This window comes from Mycobacterium heidelbergense (assembly GCF_010730745.1).
GTDB classification, from domain to species: Bacteria; Actinomycetota; Actinomycetes; order Mycobacteriales; family Mycobacteriaceae; genus Mycobacterium; species Mycobacterium heidelbergense.
On the sequence record NZ_AP022615.1, the window covers coordinates 2,857,564 to 2,872,778 of the forward strand.

Consider the following 15,215-nt stretch of genomic DNA (forward strand, 5'->3'; position numbering starts at 1 on the left):
CGATGAAAATCTCACTGTTCTACGAGTTCGCCCTGCCCCGCCCCTGGGCGCCCGACGACGAGCGGATCATGCTGCACGACTGCCTGGATGAAGTGGAGGCCGCGGACAAGGCCGGCTTCTCCAGCGTCTGGCTCACCGAGCATCACTTCCTGGAGGAATACTGTCACTCGACGGCGCCGGAAATGTTCCTGGCCGCGGCCAGCCAGCGGACCAAGAACATCCGGCTGGGATTCGGCATCATGCACCTGCCGCCCGCCGTCAATCACCCCGCCCGGGTGGCCGAGCGCATCGCCACCCTCGACCTCATCTCCGACGGGCGGGTCGAGTTCGGCACCGGCGAATCCTCCTCCGTCGGTGAACTCGGCGGATTCAACATCGACCCCGCCGACAAGCGCGCCCAGTGGGAAGAGGCCCTCGAGGTCGCGATCCGGTGCATGATCGAGGAGCCCTTCACCGGCTTCAAGGGCGAGCACATCCAGATGCCGGCCCGCAATGTCATTCCCAAGCCGATGCAGAAACCGCACCCACCGGTCTGGGTCGCCTGCACGCGCCCGGCCAGCGTTCAGATGGCCGCCCAAAAGTGCATCGGCGCACTAAGTTTCGCCTACACCGGTCCCGGACCGCTCACCGAGCGGGTCAACGGATACTACAAGGAATTCGAGGAGAACGGCGTGCCGGTCACCCCGAAGATCAACCCGAACATCCTGGCCATCGGCGGCGACCTGTCGATGATGGTCGCCAAGACCGACGAGCAGGCGCTGCAACGCCTCGGGCAGGGCGGCGGGTTCTTCTCGTTCGGCATCATGCACTACTACATGACCGGTGTGCACACACCCGGACGGACCGGAGTGTGGAAGCGCTACCTCGAAGAGGTCGAGAAGGACCCGACGCTGGCCTACGGCCCCGGGCGCGGCGCGATCGGATCCCCGGCCACCGTGCGTGAATTCCTGCGCGGCTACGAAGAAAGCGGCGTCGACGAGATCATCCTGCTGCTCAATCCGCGCAGCCACGAGGGCACCATGGAATCCATCGAGCTGATGGGCAAAGAGGTGCTGCCGGAGTTCATCGAGCGCGACGAGAAGGCGGTGGCCGACAAGGCCGCGCGGCTGGCGCCCGTCATCGAGAAGGTCGAGGCGCGCCGGCCAGAATCGGCCGCGCCGGCATTCGACGAGAATTACTCCTTCGGCGGCCTGCCCACCGGCCGGGGCGGTAAGTTCACCGCCAGCGAGATCCCCGAGGCCATGGCGGAGATCAACGAGGGCCGCGTCCAGGCCGCGCAGCGCGCCAGGGAACAGGAGCAGCGCACGTGATACCGGAAGCGGATTGAGCGTTGGCACGAATCGACGATCTATGGCGCTACGACGGTCGCCGCGCGGTGGTGACCGGGTGTGCGTCGGGCATCGGCCAACAGGTGGTGTGCCAGCTCACCGAACTGGGGGCCGAGGTGATCGGCTTGGACAAGCGCCGGCCGCCCTTCGAGATCAACGAATTCCATGAGGTCGACCTCGCCGATCCGGCGTCGATCGATCACGCGACGGAGAGCGTCGGCGGGCCGGTCGATGCGCTGTTCAACGTGGCAGGTGTCTCTTCCGGGATCGGTGACCCGCCGCTGGTCGTCGCCATCAACTTCCTGGGCCTGCGGCATGTCACCGAGGCGCTGATCCCGAAGATGCCCGCGGGGTCGTCGATCGTCAGCGTGTCGTCGCTCGCGGCGGCGGCGTACCGCGAACATATGCGGGCGGTGGCACCCCTGCTGAACACCGAGACGATGCAGGACGGTATCGACTGGTGTCACGCCCACCCCGATGCGCTGGCCGGTGGCGGATACCAATTATCCAAGGAGGCCATCATCCTGTACACCATGCGCAACGCCACCCCGCTCGGCGCGCGGGGCATCCGCATCAACTGCACCGGCCCCGGCGTCACCGAAACCCCGATTCTCGATCAGCTGCGGACCGCGTATGGGCAGGGCTTCCTCGACGACATACCCAAGCCATTGGGCCGCGTTGCCGGCCCCGCCGAACAGGCCTCGGTTCTTCTCTTTCTGAACAGCGCTGCGGCCAGCTACATTTCGGGTCAGGTCTTGTGGGTCGACGGTGGAAACGTGGGGGCCGCGATCGCCCGTGAACTCGAGGAAGGTGCACCGTGGCCAATGTGACTGACTTTCGGCGGGTCGCTCGCGACGTCTCCAACTGGGGACGGTGGGGAGCTGACGACGAGCTGGGCACGCTGAACTTCATCACCGCGGACAAGGTCGCGCAAGCCGCAAGCCTGGTCCGGCACGGGAAGGTGTTTCCGCTCGGCGTGGACTTCGGCTCGTCAGGTCCGCAGGGCGCCTTCGGCTTTCGGCACAATCCGGTGCACGTCATGACGGTCGACGGCGGCGACGTGAACACGCTGGCGCAGTACGGGCCCAGCTGGGCGCGCAACCCGGGGGCGCAGCAGATGGGCGGCTACCTCGTCGACAACCTGTTCCGGTTCAACGACGACATGATCATCATGCCGTTGCAGGCGGCCACCCAATGGGATGCGCTGTCCCACGTCTACTACGACGACAAGCTCTACAACGGCTTCCCGGCGGGTTCGGTCACCAGCATGGGGGCCTACCACTGCGGCATCGAGAAGGTCGACGTCAAGGGCATCACCTCGCGCGGCGTGCTGCTGGACCTTGTTCGCCATCGTGGCGCCGACGTCTTCCTGGAGCACGGCAACCCGATCACTCCCGAAGAATTGGACGACGTCGTTCGCGCGCAGGGCGTGACGGTCGGGCGGGGCGACATCGTGCTGATCCGAACCGGCTGGTGGACGCGGTTTCTCATGACCGGCAACAAAACCGAACCCTACTCCGGGCTGGACTGGCGATGCGCCTCGTGGCTGCACGACCACGAGGTCGCGGCGGTCGCCTCCGACAACCTCCAGGTCGAAGACCAGGTGTCCGATGTCGAGGGTGTGTTCTTGCCCTTCCACCTGCTCTGCCTGCGCGACATGGGGCTGATGCTGGGCGAGTATTGGGACCTCGCCGCGCTGGCGGCCGACTGCGCCGCCGACGGCGTCTACGACTTCCAGCTCGTCGCGCCGCCGTTGAGATTCGTTGGCGCCGTGGGTTCACCGGTGAACCCGATCGCGATCAAGTAGAGAAGGCGGGCGTGGAGATTCGCCACAAGACGAAGCTGGTCGACGGCCTGGTCACCAGTTACCTGGAGGCGGGCGAAGGCGAGCCTCTGGTGCTGCTGCACGGGGGCGAGTTCGGTGCCAGCGCCGAACTCGGCTGGGAACGTAACATCGCCGCCCTCGCCACGCGCTACCGAGTGCTGGCGCCGGACCAGCTGGGGTTCGGGCAGTCGGCGAAGGTCGTCGACTTCGTCGACGGCCGCGGCATGCGGATCCGGCATGTGGCTCGCTTCTGTGAGGTGCTTGGTATCGGCTCGGCCCACTTCGCCGGCAACTCGATGGGCGCCATCAACCTGCTCACCGACGCCACCTCGGATACGCCGCGGCTGCCACTCCGCAGCCTGGTGATCCTCTGTGGAGGCGGCGAGATCCAACAGAACCGGCATTTCGACGCGCTCCAGCAGTACGACGCGACCCTGCCGGCGATGCGGCGCATCGTCGAGGCGCTGTTCTACGACCCCGGTTACCCGGCAGACGAGGACTACGTGCGCCGCCGCTATGAGTCGAGCATCGCGCCCGGCGCGTGGGAGGCCGTGGCCGCGGCCCGATTTCGCCGCCCCGATGCCAAACCGTCTTCGGCTCCCTCGAGCACACGAGCGTACGAGCGCATCGACGTGCCAACGCTCGTCATCGAGGGGGGAGACGACAAGCTCCTCCCGTCCGGCTGGGCCGCTCAGATAGCCAAACAAATCGAGGGCGCCCGCTCGGCAGTGGTCGGCGAGGCCGGCCACTGCCCGCAGATCGAGCAGTCCTCGACGGTCAACCAGCTGCTGCTCGACTTTTTCGCGGCCGTCTGAGGGTCTTAGAAGGCGTAATCCAGCCTGGTCTGCATGCCGGCCTCTTGGTGATAACCGTTGTGGCAGTGTAACATCCACAAGCCCGGGTTGTCGGCGACCAGCACGGCGAGGATTTTCTGCTTGGGCAGTACGATGACTGTGTCCTTGCGCGCACCGGGACTACCGTCGGCCTTGAGCACCTGGAAAGTGTGGCCGTGTAGGTGAATCGGGTGATACATCATCGTTGGGTTGTCGAATGTGATGGTGGGCCGTTGGCCCTGTCGGACGTGCAGCGGATCCGTCTCGCTGTAGGGCTTGCCGTTGATCATCCAGTTGTACTGCATCATGTTGCCGCCCAGGAGGACCTGGAGGTTGAGGTCCGGCTGCGGCCGACCCAAGTTCACGGGTGTTGTGGCGGTGAACATTTCGACGGTGCCCACCCGCTTGGTCAGTTCGGCCGGTTGGAAGCCCGGGTCGGGTGGGCTGCCCGCCCCGGTGGAAAACAGCGCGCGTGCCAGGTCGTTCTTTCCTTCGGCGAGCGCGACCAGCGGGAAGACGCCGTCGGCGGCGGTCACAACGACGTCGTAGCGCTCCGCCATGCCGATGAGCAACGCGTCGACCTGGGTGGGCACCACGGGGAAGCCGTCGGTATGGGTGACGGTCATCGAGTGCCCGGACAGGGCGACGCGAAATGTGGTGTCGGAGCCGGTGTTTATGAACCGGATCCTGATTCGTTGGCCCGGCTTCGCGTTGAACGTGGTGGGGGCCGCCGGAATTCGGCCGTTGATCAGGTAGTACGGATACGCGATGTCTCCGGCGTCGCCGCCGAGCAGGTCGCTGTCGCCGACGCCGCCTTCCGGCATCGCCGCCCCCGGTGTCGTCGCGCTGGTCGTGGAGCTCGTGGATGTGGGCGGGGACATGTTCCGCGTCCTGGGTTTGTTCGGGCTCGTCAATTCGGCGTAGATCTGTTCCGGGCTCTTTCCGGCGCCGTCGGTCCAATCATCAAGGATGACAACCCATTCGGCGTCATAGTTGCCCTCGGTCGGATCGTCGACGATGAGGGGCAGGTAGAGACCCTTGTCGGCGTCGAGACCGGTGTGCGGATGGCCCCAGTAGGTGCCCGGATTCGGCACGGAGAACCGGTAGGTGAAGTCCTGGCCGGCATCGATGTTGGGCGTCGCGGGCGCGGCGCCGTCCATGTCGTTGCGCAGGGCGATGCCGTGCCAATGCACCGATGTCGGACGGTCGAGCCGATTGGTGACGTTGACGACAAGCTCATCACCGATGTTGGCGCGGATCAGCGGTCCGGGAATGGTGTTGCCGAACGCAAACGTACGGACGACCGGTCCGCCCAGATCGATTTGTGTCTGTTGGGGTGTCAGGCTGGCGGTCACGGTGCGCCCGCTGTGCGGCCGGGCCGCCTCGGCCGCGGCGATGGCGGCGGCCATTTGGGCGGCGGCGCTCGACACCTGAGACGTGGATTGGCTACAAGCCGCCAGGGTCAATCCGCCGGCGATGCCGGCGGCCATGAAGCCACGCCGGGTGAGCCGCGTCCTGTCGAAGGGGACCCCGCTTGTCGGTAGCCCTGGCATTGCTCGCTCCTCGCGTCGGTTATTCGCCCCCGGCGCTTTATACCGTGCTCGGCCGTTAGCCGGATCGCAAGTGCTGGCGCAACCAGGTAGCGCCCGGGCGTGCATTGAGCGTCGGGAAGGTGAGCCGTGCGGTGTCGAGCCGGTGACGCGATGACGTCGATCTTGTCGCGCTGCCGCACAAGCGGATTCACCGACTCGGCGTCCGCCAGCTCATGACTGCGGGTGGGAGGCGACCCAATCGCCAAAGCGGGTTGGGTAGATCGTCGCGTCGTCGGCATCGACCGGAACGATGCTGTGGTCGTCGAGCACCGCACCGAAGTAGCGGGCCTCGGGGTCGGTCACCACCTCGCGTCGATCGCCGGTTGCCGCAAATCGGGTCCGGATGAAGTCGTCCATGCCCGATTTCTCCGGGCCGGCGATGTTGATGATGCCATTGCGCGGCTGCCCGATTGCCGCGCGGGTGACGGCGGTGGCGACGTCCTCGGCGGCGATGGGCTGGAAGGCCGCATGCGGCAGGCGAACCGTGTTGCCGTCGGTTGCCGAATCGGCGATCGCGTCGACGAATTCGAAGAATTGAGTTGCCCGCACGATCGAATACGGGCATCCCGACTCCTCGATCAGCTTTTCCTGGGCGCACTTGGCGCGCATGTAGCCACTCTCCCGGGCGCGGTCGGCACCAACGATCGACAGCGCGACGTGCTGCCGCACACCGGCCGCGCGCTCCGCGTCGAGAAGGTTTCTGGTCGAGGCGGTGAAGAAGTGCATGACCGGTTCGTCTTCGAAGGACGGCGAGTTCGAGACGTCCACCACCGTGTGCGCACCCGCCACGGCGTCGGCGAGCCCCTCGCCGGTCACGGCGTCGACACCCGACCGCGGCGAGGCTGAGAGCGCCTCGTGCCCCAGCCCGGTCAGGTTGGCGATGACCCGCGAGCCGATGAGTCCGGTGCCGCCGATAACCAAGATCTTCATAATCGAGCCCTCCCGAGGTCCGCGCCGAACTGGTGACTTCATCATCGCGCTCATGCTCGCCGCTCGGAACCCGTGGACGTTTGTCGTCAGCGCGCGGCCGCACCCCGAAGTACGGTCAACACCCCCTTAAATCAATTGCTTGACTTAACAGGGCCCACGCCGATTAACTCGTCCTGTGGTCAACGAGTTGGCGGGCAAGGTAGCCATCGTCACGGGCGGGGCCTCGGGCATCGGCCGCGGCACGGTGGAAAAGTTTGTGGCCGAGGGCGCGCGGGTCGTCATCGCCGACGTCGAAAGCGATAGCGGCGAGGCGCTCGCGGCGGCGCTGGGACCCGACGCCTTTTTCCGGCGGGCGGACGTTTCCGATCCCGACCAGGTCGCGGCGCTGGTGACCGCGGCCGTCGAAAGGTTCGGCGGTCTGCACGTCATGGTGAACAACGCCGGGGTCTCGGGCACCATGCATCGTCGGTTTCTCGACGACGACCTGGCCGACTTCCACCGCATCATGGCGGTCAATGTGCTGGGGGTGATGGCGGGTACCCGAGACGCCGCCCGGCACATGGCCGCCCACGGCGGCGGATCGATCATCAACATGACCTCGATCGGCGGAATCCAGGCCGGCGGCGGCGTGATGACCTACCGCGCGTCCAAGGCGGCGGTCATCCAGTTCACCAAGTCCGCGGCAATCGAGTTGGCATACCACGAGATTCGGGTCAACGCGATCGCACCGGGCAACATACCCACGCCGCTGCTGGCCACGTCGGCGACGAACATGGATGCCGAGCAGCTCGAGCGGTACGAGGAGCGCATCCGCGAGACGATGCGGGCCGACCGGCCGCTGAAGCGCGAGGGCACGCCCGCCGACATCGCCGAGGCGGCACTGTATTTCGCCAGCGACCGGTCACGCTATGTCACCGGAACCGTGTTGCCGGTCGACGGGGGCACGGTCGCGGGCAAGGCGATCAGGTCCAAACGCAAGGAATGACGTCCGGGACCGGACGACTTAAATCAAGCACTTGACTTAAAATCGCGGGCGCGGTTGACTGGTCCAATGACCACGGCAGGCAGGACCGTTCGCACCGAGCGGGCCAGCTCGACCCAGGAGGCGATCCTGGTGGCCGCCGAGCGGCTGTATGCCGAGCACGGCATGTTCGCGGTGTCCAACCGGCAGGTCAGCGAGGCCGCCGGCCAGGGCAACAACGCCGCGGTCGGTTACCACTTCGGTACCAAGGCCGACCTGGTGCGCGCCATCGAGGAGAAGCACCGTGGGCCCGTCGAACGGCTTCGCGAGCGCATGGTGGACGAGTTGGACGATTCCGCCGGAATGCGGGACTGGGTGGCCTGCCTGGTGCGCCCACTCACCGACCATCTGGCGGATCTCGGCCGTGATGGGTCGCCCACCTGGTACGCGCGCTTCGCGGCGCAGGCGATGACCGACCCGGCCTACTACAACATCATCGTCAAGGGCGCGCTCAGCTCGCCATCGCTGGTTCAGGTCGTCGACGGGATCAACAGCTGCCTGCCCAACCTGCCGGCCGAGGTCCGTTTCGAACGCAACATCATGGCCCGCAACCTGCTGATGCACACCTGCGCCGACCGCGAACGCGCACTGTCGGCGGGTCCATCGATACACCAAACATCTTGGCGCGCTGCGGCATCCGGCCTCATCGACGCGATCGCGGGCCTGTGGTTGGCGCCCGTGACGCCATACGAGTGAAGGCTCTCCAGATGAAAGTGACTGTCGACCAAAACGTGTGCGCATCATCGGGAAACTGCGTCATGAACGCGCCCGACGTCTTCGACCAGCGTGACGAGGACGGCGTCGTCGTCCTGCTCAATGCGAACCCGCCGCCCGATCAGGCCGAGGGCGCACGCCGAGCCGCCGCGGCATGCCCGGCGCAGGCCATCTATATCGAGGAATGAAATGTCGGACACACTGACGAGCACCGCGACCGAGGCGGCTTCCGAGATCCCGGAGTATCCGATGGCCAGGAACGCGGGCTGCCCGTTCGCCCCGCCACCGGACGTCATGGCACTGGCCGAATCCAAGCCGCTGTCCAGGGTCCGGATCTGGGACGGCAGCACACCGTGGCTCATCACGGGCTACGAGCAAGTGCGGGAACTGTTTTCCGATTCGCGGGTCAGCGTCGACGACCGCACGCCGGGGTTTCCGCACTGGAACGCGGGCATGCTGGCCACGGTGCACAAGCGCCCGCGGTCGGTCTTCACCTCCGACGGCGAAGAGCACACGCGATTCCGGCGGATGTTGTCGAAGCCCTTCACGTTCAGGCGGGTTGAGGGTTTGCGCCCGACCATCCAGCAGATCACCGACGACCACATCGACGCGATACTCGCCGGACCGCAGCCCGCCGACCTCGTCACCGCGCTGGCCCTGCCGGTGCCGTCGCTGGTGATCAGCCAGCTGCTCGGGGTGCCCTATGAGGACGCCGAGATGTTCCAGCACCACGCCAACGTCGGGCTCGCGCGCTATGCGACCGGTGAGGACACCGTGAAAGGCGCGGTGAGCCTGCACAAGTACCTGGCTCGCCTGGTCGAGGCCAAGATGGAAAACCCGGCTCCGGATTCTGCGCCAGATGCGGTATCCGACCTGGCCGAACGGGTCAGGGCCGGCGAGCTCAGCGTGAAAGAGGCCGCGCAGTTGGGCACCGGACTGCTGATCGCCGGGCACGAGACGACCTCCAACATGATCGGGCTCGGCGTGCTCGCCCTGCTGGGAAACCCGGACCAGTTGGCCGTCATCCGCGACGCCGAAGACCCCAAGATCGTCGCCAACGCCGTCGAGGAACTGTTGCGCTACCTCAGCATCATCCAGAACGGACAGCGTCGCGTGGCCCTCGAAGACATCGCCATCGCCGGAGAGGTCATCCGCGCCGGCGAAGGCATCATTATCGATCTGGCCCCGGCGAACTGGGATTCGCACGCCTTCACCGAGTCGGATCGGCTCTACCTACACCGGTCGGGGGCCGATCGCAACGTCGCCTTCGGCTACGGCAGGCACCAATGCGTGGGGCAGCAGCTTGCCCGCGCGGAGCTCCAGATCGTCTACCGCACGCTGTTTCGTCGCGTCCCCACGCTGGCGCTGGGCATCCCGATCGAGGACGTGCCATTCAAACACGACCGGCTCGCCTACGGCGTCTACGAACTGCCGGTGACCTGGTAAACCCCGAATGGAGGGTCAATGATGACGACTCAAACACACACCGTTTCGCTCTATCCGCCGGGAGGCTTTGGGGCGCCGAAGGATCGCCGTGGCCACGCCACCGGCAGCAACGTGGGCCTGCCGGAGGGAACCGTCGTTTTCTCCGCCGACAACCACATTTCCCTGGCCGACGACATCTTCTACGAACGCTTCCCCGACGACCTCAAGGACAAGGCCCCGCGGATCTGGTACGAGGACGGCGCCTACCAGGTCGGGCGCAAGGGGCAGTCGTTCTTGCCGGGCGACTTCAGCGCGGTGCTGATGCAGTACGACGATCTGCCCGGGGCCGCGAGCACCAACATCGAGGCCCGGATCCGGGAGCTGCACGAGGACGGCGTCGACAAAGAACTGGCCTTCCCCAACGCGGTGCTGGCGCTCTTTCACTACCCGGACAAGAAACTTCGCGAGCTCACATTCCGGATCTACAACGAGTACATCGCGGAGCTGCAGGAACGCTCGGCCGGACACTTCTACGGTGCCGGGCTGATCAACTGGTGGGACCCGCAGGGCACCAGGCGAACACTGGACGAGCTGAAATCGTTGGGGCTCAAGACGTTCCTGATGCCGCTGAACCCGGGCAAGGACGACGACGGCAACCCGATCGACTACGCGAACACGTCGATGAGCGCCGTCTGGGACGAGATCGAAGCCTCCGGCCTGCCGGTCACCCACCACATCGGGGAAACCCCACCGAAGAGCCCATGCGAGTTCAACAGCGTCGTCGTCGGCATGATGATCAACATCGACGGATTCCGGGAGACGTTCTCCAAGTACATCTTTGGCGGAATCCTCGATCGACACCCGCGCCTGCGCATCGGATGGTTCGAAGGCGGGATCTCCTGGGTTCCATGGGCGCTGCAAGACGCCGAACACCTGGTGGCGTCCTATCAGCACATGTTCAACCGGCCGCTGGAGCACGACGTGCGCTACTACTGGGACACCCACATGAGCGCGTCCTTCATGGTCGACCCCCTGGGTCTGCAGCTGATCGACAGGATCGGGGTCGACAAGGTGATGTGGTCCAGCGACTACCCGCACAACGAAAGCACATACGGCTACTCCGAGAAGTCGTTGGCCGCCGTCGTCGACGCCGTCGGTCCGGCCGATGCGGCGCGGATCGTCAGCGGTAACATCACGGAATTCCTTGGCTTGTAAGGCGCTTAGATGACCACATTCGCGCAGCCGCCGTCGCCCGCGATCGAGATCCCCGAAACACCCGACCTGCCGCGCATGCGTCGCGAGACCGGGGCGCGGCTGCGCTCGGCGATGGCCGACCGCGGCGTCGACGCGATGATCCTGCTGGGCAACAGCGCCGTGGTCTACGCCACCGGGACCAGCTGGCCGCTGGGCGATGCCGGGCTGTCCTACGTCGAGCGGCCGGTGGCCGTGGTGGTCGCCGCCGACGAATCGCCGCACCTGTTCCTGCCGTTCCGCGAGGGCGCCTCGCAGGAGTCGGACCTGCCCGCCGATCACCTGCACGGCCCGGTCTACCTCGAATTCGACGAGGGCGTAGAGGATTTCGCCCGACTGCTGGCCGGCCTGATTCCGGCCGGGGCGACGATTGCGGTCGACGAGTGCACCGGTGCCATGTCGCGCGCGGCGAAGCTGTTGTTTCCCGGCGGCGCTCCCGTCGACGCGGCGGCGATCGTCAGCGCCGCCAAGGCGATCAAAACCCAGGACGAATTATCGTGCCTGCGCACCGCCATCCGGATCACCGACGAGGCGATGGTCGAAGTCCACAAGCGTCTGGCACCCGGCATCCGCCAGATCGACCTGTCGGCAAGCTTTTTGCGGCAGGCCTTCGAATTGGGTGCCACGGCCAGCATGCTCGAACCCATCTGGCAGGTGATGCCACAGAGCAAGGCCGACGGTGTGTGGACGACGCACGGAGACCTGGCGTTGCCGCTGCTGACCACCGAACGCGAATTGGCCGAAGGCGACGTGTTGTGGACCGACGTCAGCATCACCTACCGCGGCTACTGCTCCGACTTCGGACGCACCTGGATCGTCGGCCGGGATCCGACACCGCGCCAGCAGGCGCAGTTCGACAAATGGTCCGACATCATGACCGCCGTCCTCGACGTCGCCCGGGCCGGCGTCACAGCAGCCGACCTGGGCAGGGCGGCGACCGCGGCCAACGGCGGGAGCCGGCCGTGGCTGCCGCACTTCTACCTGGGCCACGGCATCGGCGTTAACGCGGCCGAAATGCCCATGATCGGGACCGATCTCGGCGACGAGTTCGACGAGAAGTACGTACTCCAACCGGGCATGGTGCTGGTCCTGGAGCCGGTGGTGTGGGAGGACGGCACCGGCGGCTATCGCAGCGAAGAGGTCCTGGTGATCACCGAGGAAGGCTGGACACGGTTGACCAACTACCCCTATGACCCCTATGGCTCCTATGTCAGTTGAAGTTTGCCCTGACGCTCGCGCACTGCGCTTGGGTCGCCGCCAGCGTGCACTGGAGCAGATGGCCGCGCACGACCTCGATGTCCTGGTGGTAGGCCGGCAAGCCAACGTCCGCTACATCGCCGGCGCACCGCAGCTGTGGGTGGCCGGGACGCGGCCGTTCGGCCCGACCTGCGTGCTGGTGCGGGCGACCGGCGCGGTCCATCTGCTCAGCACCTGGGACGAAGGCGTGCCCGACGACATTCCCCACGAGAACCTGTATGGCATCTCGTGGAATCCGACCAACACCGTCTCGGCGCTGCGACGCATCGACGGTGCGGCCACCGCCCGCCGCGTCGGAACCGACGCGCTGTCACCGGTTTTCGCGCAGCTGCTACCGACCGCGTTTCCCAACGCGGAGCTGGTTGACGGGGAACTCGCCCTGCGCGCCGCCCGCCGCATCAAGACGGCCGAGGAAGTGACCGCACTGCGGGAGGCGATCGCGGTGGCCGAGTCGGGCCTGGCGGCCGCGGTGTCCGGGCTGCGGCCCGGGGTAAGCGAACAGACCCTGGCCGGCGTGCTGCTGGAGGCCCTGGCGGCCGGCGGTGTGAGCACCCCGTCGAATCAGGATGTCGCGTGGGTGACTTCGCGTGATCACCTGTGGCGGCGGCCCAACGGCGACGGGAGCGTGAAAGACGGTGACCTGGTGGCCTTCTCGGCCGGCGTGCTCGCCGGTGGCTACATCGGCGAGGTGGGCCGGACCTGGCCCGCGGGTGAGGCCGGCGGCGTCGCCGGCCTTTATCGGCGCTGGGCGGGCTTGTGGTCCGAGTTGTTGGACGCATGCCAGCCGGGAGCCACCGCCGACGGGCTGCTGGCCGCCTACGGAGCCGCCGGGGAACCGGCGCCGCCGATGCCGGTGGCCCGGGGTCTGGGCATGGGCTTCGACCCGCCCGTCGTCTCCCAGCACCTACCCCGCAGCGCGGCCGACGAACGCTTGGAACCGGGCATGGTGCTGGCCGTGACCGGCTATGTCTGGGAACCGGGAGTGGGAGCGGTCTTCGGGCGTGAGGCCGTCCTCATCACCGATGACGGCCCCGACGTGCTGACCTCCAGTCCCTCATGGCGGCCGTGAATGGGTGATCTGCGGCCCGAACCGGACGCGCCGCCGCTAGCCGGTTACAAGGTTGTCGACCTGTCGACCGGAATAGCGGTGGCATACTGCACCAAGCTGCTCGCCGACGGCGGCGCCACGGAGCTGGAGCAGCTGGCGTTTCGCGGTTTCTTCGAAGAAGTCGAACACCCCGTCAACGGCCGGCCTAAGCTCAGCACCGTGCCGATGAGATTGTCCGCCGGGCCCGGCCTGACGCCCCCGGAGATCGCCGACCTGGAAGCCGACGGGGTCATCGGCCACTCGCCGGCATGATCCCGCACCGGGTGAGCAGACGCAGAGTCGCACGCCGCGTGCCGCGCGCGTGCGACTCTGCGTCTGCTCGCGGGTGATCGGCATGGCCGCATTCGGTGCCGAGGTGGCGATCTGGGAGCGCGACCCGCAGACCTGCGCGCAGGCCGCGGAATCCATTGGTGCGCTGGGAGTCGTGACCGATGTCCGCGACGGCGGCCAGGTGGACGCCGCGCTGCAGCGCACCACCGCCGAACTCGGACCCGCCACCATTCTGGTGAACAACGCCGGCGGCGTGTTCCCCTCACCGCTGCTGGACACCAGCGAAAACGGTTGGGATGCACTGTATAAGGCCAACCTACGCCACGTGCTGCTGTGCACCCAGCGAATCGCGCGGCAATTGGTGTCGGTAAACCTGCCCGGTAGCGTCATCTCCGTGACGTCGATCGAAGGCGTGCGCGCCGCGCCCTGCTACGCCGCCTACGCGGCGGCCAAGGCGGGCGTCATCAACTACACCAAGACCGCGGCCCTGGAACTGGCTCCCCACGGCATTCGCGTCAACGCGATAGCGCCCGACATCACGCTCACCGAAGGGCTGGCACAGCTCAGCGGCGACGCGGCGGGCAGCGTGGGCAATATCGTGCCGCTGGGGCGCCCCGGTCACGTCGACGAGATCGCCAGTGTCGCAGTGTTTCTCGCTTCCGACATGTCGGCTTACCTGACCGGGCAGACGCTGCATGTCGACGGCGGTACCCATGCAGCCGGCGGCTGGTATCGCGACCCGCAGACCGGGAACTACCGGCTCGGGCCGTCGAACTAGTGCTTCCCCCCCTCGGCGGCCTGGTCGTCGAATGTGTGATCAATGCGCTCGAACCGGCGGCGGATTGAGGCCCGGGCGGCCTCGTGCGGCAGGACGTACAAGCGGTTGGCCAGGATCGCGTCGGCCGTCAGCCGGGCGACGTCGTCCACGCCCAGGCTGTCGTCCTGCGCCGGCAGCGGCCCGAACGCCTCAGGCGTGGACGACACCCCGCCGCGGATGCGTTCGGAGTTGGAGACCAGCCTGGTCTCGACCACCATCGGGCAGAGCACCGACACGCCGATGCCGTTGTCCTTGAGCTCGCGGGCCAACGTCTCGGCCAGGCCGACGACACCATATTTGGCAACGCCGTACGCCCCAAGGCCGGCGTTGGGCACCAGCCCGGCGAAGGACGCGGTGAACGCGATGTGCCCGCCCGTACCCTGCTTGAGCAACCGCGGCACGAACGCCTCGACGGCATGGATCGAGCCCCACAGGTCGATGTCGATCACCCAGCGCCAGTCCTCGTGCGTCATCTGCGCGATCGGGCCCGCGACAACGATGCCGGCGTTGCTGAACACGACGTCGACATGGCCGAGAAGGCGGAAAGCCTCGTCCGCGAGGTGCACCACCTGGTCCAGGTGCCGGACGTCGCAGACGACACCGTGCGCGTCAACCCCGTCGCCGCGCAACCGCGACACGGCCTGGTCCAGCGCGGGCTGATCGACGTCGGCGAGCACCAGACGGGCTCCCCGGCGCGCGAACTCGGCGGCGGTGGCCAAGCCGATGCCGCTCGCACCGCCGGTGATGACCGCCGAGCGTCCTTCGAATGTGTTCATAAAGATAAGCACCCCGGGTTGTCGTCGCACTACCGTCATTCGACCACTGCGGTCGGTGGAGGATTGAT

General features: G+C 66.8%; 16 protein-coding genes. 13 read left to right on the plus strand and 3 right to left on the minus strand.

The features are described 5' to 3' along the window. The first annotated feature begins 2 nt into the window (after positions 1–2). The 4 genes from G6N25_RS13525 to G6N25_RS13540 are packed head-to-tail and all read left to right on the plus strand — an operon-like array spanning position 3 to position 3,968. Positions 3–1,310, plus strand: a complete 1,308-nt coding sequence (locus tag G6N25_RS13525; protein ID WP_083072188.1) for an LLM class flavin-dependent oxidoreductase — start codon at positions 3–5, stop codon at positions 1,308–1,310. Between the two features lie 20 nt (positions 1,311–1,330). Continuing rightward, complete coding sequence (locus tag G6N25_RS13530; RefSeq protein ID WP_083072187.1) at positions 1,331–2,158, plus strand: coniferyl-alcohol dehydrogenase; 828 nt, start codon at positions 1,331–1,333, stop codon at positions 2,156–2,158. Then, entirely contained in the window at positions 2,146–3,135 is a 990-nt protein-coding gene (locus tag G6N25_RS13535) for a cyclase family protein (protein ID WP_083072186.1), read from the plus strand. The genes G6N25_RS13530 and G6N25_RS13535 overlap by 13 nt, the downstream gene beginning before the upstream one ends. Positions 3,136–3,146: 11 nt before the next feature. Next, on the plus strand, positions 3,147–3,968 hold the full coding sequence (locus G6N25_RS13540; protein ID WP_083072185.1) for an alpha/beta fold hydrolase: 822 nt from the start codon (positions 3,147–3,149) through the stop codon (positions 3,966–3,968). Between the two features lie 5 nt (positions 3,969–3,973). Here G6N25_RS13540 and G6N25_RS13545 read toward each other — a convergent pair whose 3' ends face one another. Beyond that, positions 3,974–5,539, minus strand: coding sequence for a multicopper oxidase family protein (locus G6N25_RS13545; protein WP_083072184.1), 1,566 nt, complete (start codon positions 5,537–5,539; stop codon positions 3,974–3,976). A 210-nt stretch (positions 5,540–5,749) separates the two neighbouring features. Next, positions 5,750–6,508 (minus strand): SDR family oxidoreductase, encoded by a 759-nt coding sequence (locus tag G6N25_RS13550; protein WP_083072183.1) that lies wholly within the window; start codon positions 6,506–6,508, stop codon positions 5,750–5,752. A gap of 175 nt (positions 6,509–6,683) precedes the next feature. On the opposite strand from G6N25_RS13550, the gene G6N25_RS13555 reads away from it, so the two are divergent. The 9 genes from G6N25_RS13555 to G6N25_RS13595 all read left to right on the plus strand — a co-directional run bounded on the left by G6N25_RS13555 (position 6,684) and on the right by G6N25_RS13595 (position 14,332). Beyond that, positions 6,684–7,493 (plus strand): SDR family NAD(P)-dependent oxidoreductase, encoded by an 810-nt coding sequence (locus tag G6N25_RS13555; RefSeq protein ID WP_083072182.1) that lies wholly within the window; start codon positions 6,684–6,686, stop codon positions 7,491–7,493. A gap of 66 nt (positions 7,494–7,559) precedes the next feature. Next, a complete protein-coding gene (locus G6N25_RS13560) occupies positions 7,560–8,225 on the plus strand; it encodes a TetR family transcriptional regulator (RefSeq protein WP_083072181.1) in 666 nt (221 codons plus the stop codon). 11 nt (positions 8,226–8,236) lie between these two features. Further along, complete coding sequence (locus tag G6N25_RS13565; RefSeq protein ID WP_083072180.1) at positions 8,237–8,431, plus strand: ferredoxin; 195 nt, start codon at positions 8,237–8,239, stop codon at positions 8,429–8,431. Between the two features lies 1 nt (position 8,432). Continuing rightward, entirely contained in the window at positions 8,433–9,689 is a 1,257-nt protein-coding gene (locus G6N25_RS13570) for a cytochrome P450 (protein WP_083072179.1), read from the plus strand. Between the two features lie 21 nt (positions 9,690–9,710). Beyond that, a complete protein-coding gene (locus G6N25_RS13575; protein WP_083072178.1) occupies positions 9,711–10,883 on the plus strand; it encodes an amidohydrolase family protein in 1,173 nt (390 codons plus the stop codon). Between the two features lie 9 nt (positions 10,884–10,892). Continuing rightward, positions 10,893–12,137, plus strand: a complete 1,245-nt coding sequence (locus tag G6N25_RS13580; RefSeq protein ID WP_083072177.1) for a M24 family metallopeptidase — start codon at positions 10,893–10,895, stop codon at positions 12,135–12,137. Beyond that, positions 12,127–13,245, plus strand: a complete 1,119-nt coding sequence (locus G6N25_RS13585) for a M24 family metallopeptidase (protein ID WP_083072176.1) — start codon at positions 12,127–12,129, stop codon at positions 13,243–13,245. The genes G6N25_RS13580 and G6N25_RS13585 overlap by 11 nt, the downstream gene beginning before the upstream one ends. Next, complete coding sequence (locus G6N25_RS13590; RefSeq protein ID WP_083072175.1) at positions 13,246–13,536, plus strand: hypothetical protein; 291 nt, start codon at positions 13,246–13,248, stop codon at positions 13,534–13,536. It begins immediately after the preceding gene. An 82-nt stretch (positions 13,537–13,618) separates the two neighbouring features. Continuing rightward, on the plus strand, positions 13,619–14,332 hold the full coding sequence (locus G6N25_RS13595) for an SDR family NAD(P)-dependent oxidoreductase (protein WP_083072372.1): 714 nt from the start codon (positions 13,619–13,621) through the stop codon (positions 14,330–14,332). Here G6N25_RS13595 and G6N25_RS13600 read toward each other — a convergent pair. Further along, entirely contained in the window at positions 14,329–15,147 is an 819-nt protein-coding gene (locus tag G6N25_RS13600; RefSeq protein ID WP_083072174.1) for an SDR family NAD(P)-dependent oxidoreductase, read from the minus strand. The two genes, G6N25_RS13595 and G6N25_RS13600, sit on opposite strands and share 4 nt — an antisense overlap. Positions 15,148–15,215 lie beyond the last annotated feature (68 nt).

What these genes read in the sequence shown, in the direction of transcription:
- G6N25_RS13570 (WP_083072179.1), top strand. Translation starts at nt 8,433, where the DNA reads ATGTCGGACACACTGACGAGCACCGCGACCGAGGCGGCTTCCGAGATC.
- G6N25_RS13545 (WP_083072184.1), bottom strand. Translation starts at nt 5,539, where the DNA reads ATGCCAGGGCTACCGACAAGCGGGGTCCCCTTCGACAGGACGCGGCTC.
- G6N25_RS13595 (WP_083072372.1), top strand. Translation starts at nt 13,619, where the DNA reads ATGGCCGCATTCGGTGCCGAGGTGGCGATCTGGGAGCGCGACCCGCAG.
- G6N25_RS13600 (WP_083072174.1), bottom strand. Translation starts at nt 15,147, where the DNA reads ATGAACACATTCGAAGGACGCTCGGCGGTCATCACCGGCGGTGCGAGC.
- G6N25_RS13590 (WP_083072175.1), top strand. Translation starts at nt 13,246, where the DNA reads ATGGGTGATCTGCGGCCCGAACCGGACGCGCCGCCGCTAGCCGGTTAC.
- G6N25_RS13580 (WP_083072177.1), top strand. Translation starts at nt 10,893, where the DNA reads ATGACCACATTCGCGCAGCCGCCGTCGCCCGCGATCGAGATCCCCGAA.
- G6N25_RS13525 (WP_083072188.1), top strand. Translation starts at nt 3, where the DNA reads ATGAAAATCTCACTGTTCTACGAGTTCGCCCTGCCCCGCCCCTGGGCG.
- G6N25_RS13575 (WP_083072178.1), top strand. Translation starts at nt 9,711, where the DNA reads ATGACGACTCAAACACACACCGTTTCGCTCTATCCGCCGGGAGGCTTT.
- G6N25_RS13560 (WP_083072181.1), top strand. Translation starts at nt 7,560, where the DNA reads ATGACCACGGCAGGCAGGACCGTTCGCACCGAGCGGGCCAGCTCGACC.
- G6N25_RS13585 (WP_083072176.1), top strand. Translation starts at nt 12,127, where the DNA reads ATGTCAGTTGAAGTTTGCCCTGACGCTCGCGCACTGCGCTTGGGTCGC.
- G6N25_RS13565 (WP_083072180.1), top strand. Translation starts at nt 8,237, where the DNA reads ATGAAAGTGACTGTCGACCAAAACGTGTGCGCATCATCGGGAAACTGC.
- G6N25_RS13550 (WP_083072183.1), bottom strand. Translation starts at nt 6,508, where the DNA reads ATGAAGATCTTGGTTATCGGCGGCACCGGACTCATCGGCTCGCGGGTC.